Consider the following 12,917-nt stretch of genomic DNA (forward strand, 5'->3'; position numbering starts at 1 on the left):
CGACTCCCGACGGCCGGGCTCAGGGGCAGTTGACCCACTCCTCGGTGCCGTCGGCGAAGACCTGCCGCTTCCAGATCGGCAGTCGCGCCTTCACCTCGTCGACCAGCCGGGCGCAGGCCGCGAAGGCCGCCGCCCGGTGTGCCGTGCTCACCGCCGCCACCAGCGCCACGTCTCCGATGTCGAGCCGGCCGATCCGGTGCGACACGGCCACCGCGTAGACGTCGGGGTCGGCGGCGATCTCGGCGGCCACCGCGCGCAGCGTCTCGACGGCGCTCGGGTGGCCCTCGTACTCCAGCAGGGTCACCGGTCGGCCGTGGTCGTGGTCGCGGACCACGCCCTGGAAGGAGACCACCGCGCCGGCCCGCCGGTCGGCCACCGCGGCCTCGTGCGCGGCCAGGTCCAGCGGCTGGTCGGTGACCGCGAGCAGGGCCGTCGTCGGGCCGGCCGTCACCATGTACGCTCCCCGGGCAGCAACGGCAGCGGTACGACCGGCACCCGGGCCCCGACCTCGCCGGAGGTGCCCGGCCGGATCACCGCGAACCCGTCCGCGCCGGCGAGCCCGCGCAGCATCGCCGACCCGACGTGACGGACCGGGTGGGCGGTGCCGGCGGCCCGGTCCAGCCGGACCAGCGCCAGGTGGGTGTAGTCCCCCCGACCGGGCACCGGCCCGGCGAGGGTGGCCTGGGGCAGCGCCGGCAGCGCGCGGCCCTGGAGCCCGGCGAGCAGCGGCGCAACCAGCGACACCAGGGCGACGATCGCGGACTGCGGGTTGCCCGGCAGCCCGGCCACGAAACGCACCCGCCCGTCGCCGTCGACCAGCCGGGCCAGCAGCATCGGGAAGCCGGGCCGCACGGCGACCGTGTTCACCACGTGGTCGGCCCCCAGCGCCTCCAGCGCGGGGTGCAGGTGGTCGACCGGGCCGTGCATGGTGCCGCCGGTGGTGCAGACCAGGTCGGCCCCGGCGAGCGCGCCGCGCAGGGCGGCCACGTGGGCGGGGAGGGTGTCCGCCACCGGGCCGACCACGTCGGAGGGCCGCACCTGGCAGCCGTAGCGGCGCAGCCAGGACGGCACGGCGGGGCCGAGGGCGTCGCGGACCCGGCCCGACCCGGGCGGACCGGCGGTGAGCAGTTCGTCGCCGAAGACCAGCAGCGCGGCGCGCGGTTGGCGGCGCACCGTGAGCTGGTCGTGCCCGCAGGAGGCGGCCAGCCCGATCAGCGCCGGGTCGACCGGGGTGCCGGCCGGCAGCAGTTCCTCACCGGCCACCGCCTCCTCGCCCGGCTCCCGCCACTCCGGGTTCGGGCGTGGCGTGCCGGTCACCCGGCCGTCCGGGGTACGCCGCGACTCCTCGATCCGCAGGATGGCGGTCGTCCCGGTGGGGACCATCGCGCCGGTGGCGATCTCCACGGTGGTGCCGTCGGCGGCCAGCCCGGCCGGGGTCTGCCCGGCGAGCACCCGTCCCACGACGTCCCACGGGCCGGCCCCGCGTACCGCCCAGCCGTCGACGCTGGAGGTGGGGAAGGCCGGCAGGTCGGTCCGGGTGGTCAACGGCGCGGCCAGAGTGTACCCGTCGGCGTCGGCCAGTGCCCGCTGGACCGGGGGCAGGGCGGCGGCGAGGCCGACCGCGTACACCCGGGAACGGGCCTCCTCCCAGCCGGCCGGCGGCGGCGCGGCGACCTGGGCCGCGGCGGCGGCGGTTTCCGTGCTCACCGGGGGCCTCCGTTCGGACGGTACGCGGCGCTCCGCGTACACCCCCGCGAGCCTATCGCCGCCACGCCGGGCGTGCGGTCAGTGGTCGCCGCCGCGCAACTGGTCGACCGCGTGGCCGAGGATCGGCCCGAGCACGGCCAGCCCGTCCTTCGCGCCGCCCCGCGAGCCGGGCAGGTTGACCACGAGCATCCGGCCCAGCACCCCGGCGACCCCCCGGGACAACGCCGATGTCGGCACCCGGTCCCGGCTGTACGCGCGGATCGCCTCGGCGATGCCGGGGATCTCGTGGTCGAGCAGCGCCCGGGTCACCTCGGGCGTCCGGTCGGTCGGGTTGATGCCGGTGCCGCCGCTGGTCAGCACCACGTCGATCCCGTCGGCGTGGGCGGCGCGCAGGGCCTCGCCGACCGGTTCGCCGTCGGGCACCACCACCGGTTCGTCGACCTGGCAGCCCAGCTCGCGCAGGCCGGCGACGAGCAGCGGCCCGCTGGTGTCGGCGTACACCCCGGCGGCGGCCCGGTTGGACGCCACGACGACCCGGGCCCGGATCACGGCCGGTCCTGCGGGCGGACCCACTCGCCGGTCTTGCCGCCGGACTTGCTCAGCACCCGGACGCCGTCCACGGCGGCGGCCGGGTCGACCGCCTTGACCATGTCGATCAGGGCCAGACCGGCGACGGCGACGGCGGTCAGCGCCTCCATCTCCACCCCCGTCCGGTCGGCGGTGCGGGCGGTGGCGGTGATCTCGACGGTGTCGTCGGTCAGTTCGAGGTCGACGGTGACGCCGTGCAGGGCGATCGGGTGGCACAGCGGGATCAGGTCGGGGGTGCGCTTGGCGCCCATGATGCCGGCGAGCCGGCCGACGGCCAGCGCGTCGCCCTTGGGCAGCCCGTCGCGGCGCAGCAGCTCCACCACCTCGACGGTGGTGCGCAGCCGCCCGGCGGCCACGGCGATCCGGCCGGACACCGGCTTGGCGGAGACGTCGACCATGCGGGCCGCCCCCGCGGCGTCGACGTGGCTGAGCTGCGCGGGATCGGTCACGTCCGCGAGCCTAGCGGTGTGCTCCGTTCCGGGGGTACGTCCGGGCGTGACGGCGACCCGGGAACCGGAGTGCCGGGCGCGCGGGGACGATTCGTGATCGGTGGTTCATCGTCGATTTCATCGGCCGCCACTAATAGGTTCTCGGGTCGACGGTAGAGCGGGAAACACCATCACGCGCGAGATCGTCACACCTGAGAAACCCTCCGTCGCGTCGTGGCCGCGAATCGCCACCGGGCCACTTCGCCCACGTTGGCACCACCGCGCCGAGACGACTACGCTGCGTTCCACAATCGGGTGATCTGTCGCACTCACCTAGCCGGTCACCTCGACGTACGGCAAACGGCCCCTCTCGCCCGATGTCGCGAAGCCGCCGTCTGCACCATTATCTAGCGTTAACGAGAACCGTCGGGAGCGCTCAGCACTCCGTTTCCCCGTGGAAACGGAAAGTCACCAAGGTGCACTCAATTCTCACCTATCGCTCATAGTTACATTTATACCTCCAAAAACGGCCTAACCGCCCTTAGGCTGTCCCCTGTCAGATCCCGACCGCAAGGGTCGGCGACAACGATCAGGGGAGGGCGAACGCGATGTCCGCACACGAGTGGCTCTGAACGATTGTGGTGGCGGCGTGACCCCACGTAGCCTTGGCCTCTGCTCAGCGACACGGAGTGGTTGTCGAGGACACGGTGGCACGACCGGACGAAGGCAAGACGGAGGCCGAGCGGCAGCTGACGCTGCACGTCGGCCTCGTCTGCGTGGTGGCCACCGCAGCGGCGGTCGTCGCCCTCTACCAACTGGTCCACCTCGACCTCACCGGCGGCGACCTCACCCGGTCCGTCGCGCTGGCCTTCATGGCCGCACTCAGCGTCCGGATCAACTGGCAGATCCGCATCCGGGCCACCGTCCACGCGGTCTCCTGGAGCGAGACGGCGATCGTCCTCGGGCTGGCCGTCGCACCGGCGCCCCTGGTCGTCCTCACCACCGGGACGGGCGTCGCGATCGCCCTGCTGTCCATGAAGCGCGGACCGCTGAAGACCACCTTCGGCATCGCCAAGAGCATGCTGCTGGCGGCCGCAGGCGGCGTCGCGCTGCACACCCTCGGCTGGTCGCCGCAGGACACCGACCTGCCGAACGCCATCGGCATGATCGGGCTCGCCTACGTCGTCGCCGTGGTCCTCGACGAACTGCTCACCCTGCCCGTCATCGCGATGGCCACCGGCACCCCGCTGCCCCGGCTCTTCTCCGACGACCTCGGCCTACGCCTGACCAGCGCGCTGGCCCGCTTCGTCCTGATCGCCGTCACCCTGGCCATCCTCCAGGCCGACCCCCGGCTCCTGCTCGCCGTGCCACCCCTGGTACTCAGCCTGCACCTGCTCTACTCCAACCAGGTCAAGTCCCGCACCGAGCAACAGGCCTGGCAACGGCTGGCCCGCACCACCGACGCGCTCAACGTGGTCGACCTGGACAAGGTCCTCACCACCGCCGTCACCCAGGCCACCGAACTCTTCTCCGCCGACGAAGTCGAGATCGAGCTGCGCGACGCCGGCCGCACCGTCCGGGGCGCGAGCGGCACGATCACCTACGACGGCCCGTCCGGCACCCCGAGTGAGATCGAGGGCACCGTCCTGCCCGCCCGCCTCGAAGGCCACGACCGCACCGTCGACGTCGGGATGCTGCGGCTGCGGTTCCGGGGACCGGTCCGGCTCAACGAACGCGAGCAGTACACCCTGCGCACCTTCGCCTCCGCGTTGTGCACGGCCGTCCGCAACGCCCAGGCGTACGCCGAACTCGCCCGGGTCGCCGCCGAACACGCCCACGCCGCCAGCCACGACGCACTCACCGGCCTGGCCAACCGCCGGCAACTGCTCGACCGGGGCACCGAACAGCTCGGCACCCGGCACGCCGAGGGGGTGACCGCCCTCGTCCTGATCGACCTCAACCACTTCAAGGAGGTCAACGACACCCTCGGCCACGCCGCCGGTGACCAGGTACTGATGCGGGTCGCCGACCGGCTGCGCGCCGCCGCCCGCGACGAGGACCTGGTCGCCCGCCTCGGCGGCGACGAGTTCGCCGTGCTGATGCGCAACCTGCCCGCCCCCGCCATCGCCGCCCACCGGGCCGAGACCCTGCTCGGCGCCCTGCACGAACCGATCGACGTGGACGGCATGCGGATCAGCGTGGAGGCCAGCGGCGGCATCGCGGCGGCCCCCGCCACCGGCGGCATGCCCGAACTGCTCCGCCGCGCCGACGTCGCCATGTACCAGGCCAAGCGGGCCGGCCAACGGATCGCCACGTACGCCCCCACCCGGGACACCGCCGACCTGCGCCGGCTCACCCTCGGCGGTGAGCTGCCCCGCGCGGTGGCCGACCACGAGTTCACCGTCAACTTCCAGCCCATCGTCGACCTCGGCACCGGAGAGGTGACCGGAGCCGAGGCGCTGGCCCGCTGGCACCACCCCCGACACGGGGTCATCGACCCGCTGCGCTTCATCGAGGCGGTGGAACGCTCCGGCATGCTCCCCGCGTTCGCCGAGGCCATCCTCGACCAGGCGCTCGTCGCCGCCGTCGGCTGGCGGACCGCCGGCTTCGACCTGCCCGTCTCGGTCAACGTCTCACCCCGCAGCCTGCTCGACGCCCGGTTCCCCGGCGCGGTGCTGGCCCGGCTCCAGGCCCACGACTTCCCCCCGGACCGGCTCGTCCTGGAGCTGACCGAGACACTCACCCTCAGCCAGCTCGACGTGGTCGACCGGGTGCTCAACCGGCTCCGCGACTCCGGCATCCGGCTCGCCCTGGACGACTTCGGCACCGGCTACTCGTCGCTCTCCCTGCTCTCCCGCATCCCCGTACACGAGCTGAAGATCGACCGCAGCTTCGTCACCGCGATGGAGAGTTCCGCCGAGGCGGCAGCCGTCATCCGCTCCACCCTCGACCTCGGCCGCAGCCTCGACCTGGCCGTCGTCGCCGAGGGCGTGGAGAGCGAACCACAGCGCCGGGCCCTGTGGTCGCTCGGCTGCGCCGCCGGCCAGGGACACCTGTTCGCCCGCCCCCTGCCGGCCGGCACGCTCCTCGCCGCACTGCAACGGGGCTCCGGTGGCCGCCCCGGCAGTCTCGCCACCCCGCTGCACGACACCGGCGCGGTCATCCGACTCAGCACCCCCGGCCGCCGCCAGCCCGCCCGGAACCGTTCGACGGGTCTGCCACACTTGCCGGCGTGACCGCCGCCGACCGTGCCGCCCGCCACCTGCGGGCCGTCGACACCGCAGCCGGCGGACTCGCCCTCGACCTCGGCCTCTACCTGCTCTCCGCGACCTTCGCCGCCGTCACCGCCGCCACCTCCACCCTGCCGCCGCACCGGGCCTGGGGTGGCGTCGCCGCCGTCGGCTACCTCGCCGCGACGATCCTGGTCGCCACCCAGTTCCTCCTCCGCCGCCACCGACCCGGGCTGGCCGGCACCACCGCCCGCGCCGTGGTCACCGGCCTCACCTGGGCCGGCACCGCCCTGCTCCCGCTGATCATGCAGGCCGGGCAGCGGGCCGCCGGGCGCACCGACCGGGCCCAGGAGGAGGCGGTGGTGGTCGAGCAGGCCGGCATCCGGCTCGCCGAGCACGGCACCCCCTACCTCGGGCCGGACGCCATCGCCGCGCTGCCCGCCGACGAACGGCTGCTCGGCTACACCCCATACCAGCCGGGAATGGCGCTGTTCGGGCTGCCCCGGGCCGCCGCCGACACCTGGTGGACCGACTCCCGCGTCTGGTTCGCGCTGGTCACCGCCGCAGCCCTGGCATGGGCCGTGGTCGCGCTGCGCCGTCCCGCCCCGACCACCGGCGGACGGGCCGGGGCACCGGCGGTGCTGCGCGGCGTGCAGGCGGCGACCGTCCTGCCGATCTGCGCGCTCACCCTCGCCACCGGCGGCGACGACCTGCCCGTACTCGCGCTCTGCCTGCTGGCGCTGGCGTTCGCCGCCACCGGCCGGCCCGGCGGGGCCGGGCTGGCGGTGGGGCTGGCCGGCGCGTTGAAACTGTTCGCCTGGCCGGTCGCGCTGGTCCTGATCTTCTGGGGGGTGACCCGACGGGCCGGGCTGCGGGTGGCGGCCGGCGCGCTCGGGCTGCCCGTCCTCGCCCTGCTCCCCGCCCTGCTGGTCGACCGGGACGCGCTGGTGGAGAACGTGCTGCGCTTCCCGCTCGGCCACGGCCAGGTCACCAGCCCCGCCCAGTCCCCGTTCCCCGGCCACCTGATCGCCACCGCCCTGCCCGGCGGCCGGGTCGTCGCCGCCGTGCTGCTCGTCGCCGTCGGCGCCGCGATCGCCGTCCGGCTCGTCCGCCGCCCGCCCCGCACCGCCGCCGCCACCGCACTGGTCTGCGGGTACGGCCTACTCGCCGCGATCCTGCTGATGCCGACCACCCGCTTCGGCTACCTGCTCTACCCGATCGCCCTGCTGGCCTGGGCCCCCGCCCTCACCACCCGACCGGCACCGGTTCCGCCGAGTTCCCGACGCACCCTGCCCACAGGGCGTAGACCTGAGGACATGAGCAGCTACCGCGACCGCGTCGACGCCGGCCGTCGCCTCGCCGAACGACTCACCGCGCTGAGCGGCCGACCCGACGTCGTCGTGCTGGGCCTGGTACGCGGCGGGGTGCCGGTGGCCCGGATCGTCGCCGACCGGCTCGGCGTACCGCTCGACGTGCTGGTGGTCCGCAAGCTCGGCCTGCCCGGGGCACCCGAGGTGGCCTTCGGCGCGCTCGGCCCCGGTGGGGTCCGGGTCCTCAACGACCAGGTCGCCGCCCCGCTCGACCCGGCCGACCGCGCCGAGGTGCAACACCGTGAACAGGCCGAACTCGACCGTCGGGAGGCCCGTTACCGGCACGGTCGACCCCCGCTCGACCTGACCGGACGTACCGCCGTGATCGTCGACGACGGGCTGGCCACCGGCGCCACCGCCCGCGCCGCCGTGCAGGTCGCCCGGCAGCTCGGCGCCCGGCGGGTCGTGGTCGCGGTGCCGGTCGGCGCGCAGCAGGCGTACGAGATGCTCGCCGCCGAGGCCGACGAGGTGATCTGCCCGCAGCACCCGGTCGGCTTCACCGCGGTCAGCGCCCACTACGACGACTTCCACGAGGTCGACGACGACGAGGTGACCTCGGCGCTGATCGCCACCGCCTGAATGCGGCACGGACCGGGTACCGTCGAGCGATGCAGCTCACCTGTCCCAAGTGTCGCGGAGATATGCGCCAGTACGAGCGCAGCGGAGTCGTCATCGACCAGTGCGGCGAGTGCCGGGGGATCTTCCTGGACCGCGGCGAACTCGAAAAGCTGTTCGAAGCCGAGGCGAACTGGAACCAGCAGCGCAGTGGGGCCGCGCCCGGTCAGCCGGGGGCCGCTCCCGGTCAGCAGCACGTCCAGGCGCCGGGCGGATATCCGCCGCCGCCTCCACCGCCGCCCGCCCCGAGCCACCAGCCGGGCTATGGTGCCGTGCCGCCGCCCCCGCCGCCGCCGGGCTATCCGCTGCAGCCCGCGTACGGCGGCCACGGTGGCTACGGCCACCCGCAGCACCACGGCTACCACGGCCACTACAAGCGCAAGAAGCACAAGGGTTTCCTCGACGAGATGTTCGGCTGACCGGTTCCGTCGACGGCCGGGCCGGGTCCTCCCGCGCCCGGCCCGGTCCCGTCACCGCCGTCGGCCGCGCGGGGTTCCGGCCGGTGGTTTCCGGGTCCGGATGCCGGAGCATGCCGGTCGTGCGACGCTGCACGGCATGACGTTCGTCCGGCAGCACACCGCGTTGGCGCAGGCCTACGACGGCATCACCCGGGTGGTCGCCGACCTCGACGACGACGCCCTGCAACGCCCCACCCGGTGTCGCGGCTGGGTGGTCGCCGACCTGCTCTTCCACCTGCTCGGCGACGCCCAACGGGCGCTGGTCACGCTGGCCAGCCCCGCCGAGGGGCCGGCCGACACCGACGACGTCAGCTACTGGCGGTCGTTCCCGGCGGATGCCGATCCCGACGCGACGGCCCGGCACGCGTGGTGGGTCCGCCGCTCGGCCGCCGCCTTCGACCGGCCCACCGGTGTGGTCCGGATCTGGGCGGACACCGCCCCGGCCGCCGTACGCGCGGCGGGTGCCGCCGACCCGCAGGGTTGCGTCACCACCCAGGGACACCTGCTGCGGGTGCCCGACTTCCTGGCCACGCTGACCACCGAGGCCGTCGTGCACCACCTCGACCTGGTGCCCGACCTGCCCGATGCGCCGCCACCCGGAGTGCTGGCCGTCGAGGTCGCGGTCGCCACCATGGACGGGCTGCTCAGCGACGACGCCGTCCGGCCCGCCGACTGGGACGACCTGACGTACCTGGGCAAGGCCACCGGTCGGGAGCCGCTGACCGACCGGGACCGGGTGGCGTTGGGCGAGGCCGCCGGCTGGTTCCCGCTACTCGGCTGAGTCACCGGCCGGCGTCGGGTCAGACGATCGCCATGTCGACGAAGCGGGACAGGTGCAGTTGCGCCGCCACCGTGATCGAGTCGGTGGGCCCATTTCTGTGCTTGGCAACAATGAAATCCGCCTCCCCGGCGCGCGGCGACTCCTTGTCGTAGTAGTCGTCGCGGTGCAACAGGATGACGACGTCGGCGTCCTGCTCGATCGAGTTGTGGGTGGCGATCCCGTTGGCGACGAAATTGTGGGTGCCGAGTACCGTCGCGTCGAAAACGTCCTGCTCGCCGAGTGACTCGATCGAGGTGATCTCGTCCCAGAAGATGTCGTTGGTGGCGTGCAGTTCGAGGTCGGCGGCGTCGAGCACCGAGGCGATCTTCGCCAGTCGGGATCGGCTCGGTGCGCGCTTCCACAGCGCGCTTCCACAGAACTGGGTACCGATGGCCCGGGCGAACTCCCGGTGGCTCATGCCCCGGTCCACCAGGACGTCCCGAACCCGGCTCCACACCTCGGTCGGTACCGTGTCGACGTTGGTGTTGCCCACGACCGTCTCCAGCACCGTGAGCAGCGCTTCACACTTCACGGCGCGCTCCCCGTGCACCCCGATCTCCCGCAGGAACCGCAGTTGGTCGTCCCGGCCCGAGATGTCGAGGGTGTACTGGGGACGGTGGGTGGCCGCCGGCACGACCTTGAGGCGTGCGGTGATGCCGTACCGCAGGAGGAGCCGGGAGATGTCCTCAAGCATTCTGCGACTGGTGGAGGAGAAGTAGACACGTCCGCCCCTACCCGACTTGTTGACATGGACCGAGCCGTCGGTCGACCACAGGTGGCGCAGGAAAAGCGTGACCTGCTCCTTGGGCATACTGAAGATCGCCTGCGGAATGAACTTCTCGTGCGAACGCAGCCCGAAGAGCCCCAGCCCGTCGAGCCATTCTGCAATTGGATTACGCCGTCCACGGGCCAGTCGGTACGGTGCGGGCAGCCGGAGCGTCGTGACCCGGGCGGCCTCGTACTCGTCCCGTACGGCGCTGATCCCGAAGTGCTTGGCGGCCTCGGCGACGGCCGTCAGGTTCTCCTCGTCCCTGCTGGCGTACCGGATCGGCTGGCGTCTGACGAACGAACCGTCACCAAGCAGGTGCGCGAGCAGTACCACCTCCGCCTCCACCCACGGCCGGATCGCCAGCGGCGGGGGCAGGTGTCTCGGCGTAGCCAGCCGCGCTCCGACAGCCAGCTCACCGAGCGGCACCCACCCGGCGAAGGTGAGGAAAGGATGGTTCGCCGTCGCGTCGATCTGCTTCCCCGACGCGAGGGTCAGCCGGAACACCTCGCGCCGACCGCTGGGGAAGACATGCGTCATGGTCCGGGGCGAGTACCGCAGATTCTCGTCGAGCGCCCAGACCGGGATTTCCCTCGTCCCGGCCTTCAGCAGCTCGCCCATGGTGACTTCCGCATTGGTGTCGGCCCGGATCAGTCGGGTCTCCGCGGTCAGACAGCCCGACTCCCGCAGGTCGGACAATTGTGGTCGCTTGTCGGTGCGTTGCTCGGGACCACGGTTGAGCTGGCTGACCGCGATCACCGGGCACTCGACCTCCTTGGCCAGCAGCTTCAGGCCACGGGACAGGTCCGCGACCTCCTGCTGCCGGCTCTCGGTGCGCTTCGGTGAGGTCATCAGCTGGAGGTAGTCGACGACGATCATCTTGAGGTCGTGCTTCTGCTTGAGCCGCCGCGCCTTCGCCCGGATCTCCATCAGGTTCATGCTCGGGGTGTCGTCCACGAACAGCGGCGCCTCGCTGATCTCGCCCATGCAGCGGGCCAGCTTGGTCCAGTCGTCGTCGGAGAGCTGACCGCTGCGCAGCACGTGCAGCGGGACGCGCGCCTCGGCCGAGAGGAGCCGCATGACGATCTCGACCTTGCTCATTTCCAGCGAGAAGATGGCGGCGGCCTGGTTGGCCCGGATCGCCGCGTTACGGGCGAAGTCCATGCTGGCCGTGCTGTTGTGGGTGGGGATCATCGACCGGCCGGCCAGGTAGAGGTGGTCCGGGTTGTCGACGGTCACGCACCGCACCGGCACGCTGGCCACCGGCCGGACGTCCACCACGTACCGCACAGCCGGGTCGGTGCGCAGGCGGACGGCCTCGGCGGATGCCCTGGGCTCCCGGCGGAAGACGGCGTCCGGGGTGGCGAAGGCGACCGTGTACGTCGTCCCGGTCCGGCCGGGTGCCGGCTGCTCGGTCAGCGTGCACCGGTAGCCGAGACCCACCACGAGTTCCCGTACGTCGCCGGCGAGCCGCCGCGAGACCGAGGTGTACCGGTGCTCGCCGGTCGGGGTGAGGGTGCCGGCGGTGTCCATCAGCCCGGCGAGCAGCGCCCGACGCTGCGCCTCGGAGCCGCGCAGGTAGTCGCGGGGGATGTGCTTGTCCGCGAGGACACCGATCTCCCGCAGCGTCGTCAGGAAGGACGCGGCCAGGTGCCCCGGGTCGGCCCGGCCGTCGCCGAGCCAGCCGCCCAGGCCGTACGGGGGGATGGGCACCGCCCGTTCGGGCAGTTGCAGGGGGGCGCAGGTGGCGATGGCGTGTCGGGGGCGTCCCTCCGGTCCGGTACGCAGCGTCGCCGCGATCTGCGCCGTGGTGAGCACGCAGTCCTCGGCCTCGGCAGGGCCCTGGGCCGCCTCGGCCGGCGTGCCGCCCGCCGGGGCGAGGGCCCGCGTCCGGGTGGTGGTCCGCCACAGGTGTCCGGCGTCGGCGACGATCACGCTGCCGTCGGAGAACTCGACCTCGTAGCAGGGTCGCCCGTGCATCACGGCGAAGGCGGCGGTGATGGTGGTCGGCGTGCCGTCCGCGGCGAGCAGCCGGTCGCCGACCTCGACCTCACCCATGGTGGTCCAGCCGTCCGGGGTGGGCAGCGGCGTGTCGAGCGCCAACGCCTTACCGAGACCGGGGCGGCCGGCCACGATGATGAGCTGTCCCGGGTGCAGGCCGTTGAGCAGCCGGTCCAGGTCGGTGAAGCCGGTCGGCACGCCGGTCATCACGCCGCCCTGCGCGCCGACCGCCTCGATCTCGTCCAGGGTGGGCTGGAGCATGTCGGCGAGCACCGCGAAGTCCTCGCTGACCCGCCGTTCGGTGATCTCGTAGACCGCCTGCTGGGCCAGGTCGACGACGTCGTCGACGTCCCGGCTGCCACCGGCGGCGGTGCCGTAGCCGAGCTGCACGATCCGGGTGCCCGCCTCGACCAGGCGGCGCAGCACGGCGCGTTCGCCGACGATCCGGGCGTAGTAGGAGGCGTTCGCCGCGGTCGGTACGGCCGCCATGCAGGTGTGCAGGTAGGGGGCGCCGCCGACCCGGGCGAGGTCTCCGGAGTCGGCCAGGGCCGCCGCGACGGTGATGCCGTCGGCGGGCTCACCGCGACCGTAGATGTCGAGGATCGCGTCGAAGATGGTGGCGTGGACGGGCCGGTAGAAGTCGGTGGACTTGAGGATCTCGACGACGTCGGCGATGGCGTCCTTGGAGAGCAGCATGCCGCCGAGGACGCACTGCTCGGCGGCGACGTCCTGTGGTGGGGTCTTGTCGAACTGGCCCTCGCGGGGCGGCGGGGCGGACGACTGCCCCGCGACCCGGGGCTCGGCCCGCATGTCGTCGGTGATCGACACGGTTCCCCCTCCACAGCGTCGCGGTTGCCCCGGCGGTACGCCGGCGGTGACACCGTCCGGTCAGGTCGATCGGGGGGCCATCGCGCGACCGGTCGGTGCCCCACGA

At 73.2% G+C, this 12,917-nt stretch carries 9 protein-coding genes and 1 pseudogene; 5 read left to right on the forward strand and 5 right to left on the reverse strand.

The window, feature by feature from the left end:
* Positions 1 to 19: 19 nt before the first annotated feature.
* From JQX11_RS14480 to moaC, 4 genes are all read right to left on the reverse strand, one after another.
* Positions 20 to 454 (reverse strand): molybdenum cofactor biosynthesis protein MoaE, encoded by a 435-nt coding sequence (locus JQX11_RS14480; RefSeq protein WP_204925485.1) that lies wholly within the window; start codon positions 452 to 454, stop codon positions 20 to 22.
* A complete protein-coding gene (locus tag JQX11_RS14485; RefSeq protein WP_204925486.1) occupies positions 448 to 1,707 on the reverse strand; it encodes a molybdopterin molybdotransferase MoeA in 1,260 nt (419 codons plus the stop codon). The genes JQX11_RS14480 and JQX11_RS14485 overlap by 7 nt, the downstream gene beginning before the upstream one ends.
* A 78-nt stretch (positions 1,708 to 1,785) precedes the next feature.
* On the reverse strand, positions 1,786 to 2,256 hold the full coding sequence (locus JQX11_RS14490) for a MogA/MoaB family molybdenum cofactor biosynthesis protein (protein WP_204925487.1): 471 nt from the start codon (positions 2,254 to 2,256) through the stop codon (positions 1,786 to 1,788).
* Entirely contained in the window at positions 2,253 to 2,744 is a 492-nt protein-coding gene (gene moaC / locus JQX11_RS14495; protein WP_204925488.1) for a cyclic pyranopterin monophosphate synthase MoaC, read from the reverse strand. Before moaC ends, JQX11_RS14490 begins: the two co-directional genes overlap by 4 nt.
* Before the next feature lie 686 nt (positions 2,745 to 3,430).
* On the opposite strand from moaC, the gene JQX11_RS14500 reads away from it, so the two are divergent.
* The 5 genes and pseudogenes from JQX11_RS14500 to JQX11_RS14520 all read left to right on the forward strand — a co-directional run bounded on the left by JQX11_RS14500 (position 3,431) and on the right by JQX11_RS14520 (position 9,177).
* Positions 3,431 to 5,959, forward strand: a complete 2,529-nt coding sequence (locus JQX11_RS14500; protein ID WP_204925489.1) for a putative bifunctional diguanylate cyclase/phosphodiesterase — start codon at positions 3,431 to 3,433, stop codon at positions 5,957 to 5,959.
* Positions 5,956 to 7,242 (forward strand): annotated as a pseudogene (locus tag JQX11_RS14505) (glycosyltransferase 87 family protein); the annotation flags it as partial. The gene JQX11_RS14500 and the pseudogene JQX11_RS14505, both read left to right, overlap by 4 nt.
* Positions 7,243 to 7,269: 27 nt before the next feature.
* Complete coding sequence (locus JQX11_RS14510) at positions 7,270 to 7,902, forward strand: phosphoribosyltransferase (RefSeq protein WP_204925643.1); 633 nt, start codon at positions 7,270 to 7,272, stop codon at positions 7,900 to 7,902.
* A gap of 29 nt (positions 7,903 to 7,931) precedes the next feature.
* Positions 7,932 to 8,357 (forward strand): TFIIB-type zinc ribbon-containing protein, encoded by a 426-nt coding sequence (locus tag JQX11_RS14515; RefSeq protein WP_204925490.1) that lies wholly within the window; start codon positions 7,932 to 7,934, stop codon positions 8,355 to 8,357.
* A gap of 136 nt (positions 8,358 to 8,493) precedes the next feature.
* Positions 8,494 to 9,177, forward strand: a complete 684-nt coding sequence (locus tag JQX11_RS14520; RefSeq protein ID WP_204925491.1) for a maleylpyruvate isomerase N-terminal domain-containing protein — start codon at positions 8,494 to 8,496, stop codon at positions 9,175 to 9,177.
* Positions 9,178 to 9,196: 19 nt separating this feature from the next.
* Here JQX11_RS14520 and JQX11_RS14525 read toward each other — a convergent pair whose 3' ends face one another.
* Positions 9,197 to 12,793 (reverse strand): replicative DNA helicase, encoded by a 3,597-nt coding sequence (locus JQX11_RS14525; protein WP_232377923.1) that lies wholly within the window; start codon positions 12,791 to 12,793, stop codon positions 9,197 to 9,199.
* Positions 12,794 to 12,917: the final 124 nt, after the last annotated feature.

Origin of the sequence: Micromonospora humida (assembly GCF_016901255.1) — a bacterium.
Taxonomy (GTDB): Bacteria; Actinomycetota; Actinomycetes; order Mycobacteriales; family Micromonosporaceae; genus Micromonospora; species Micromonospora wenchangensis.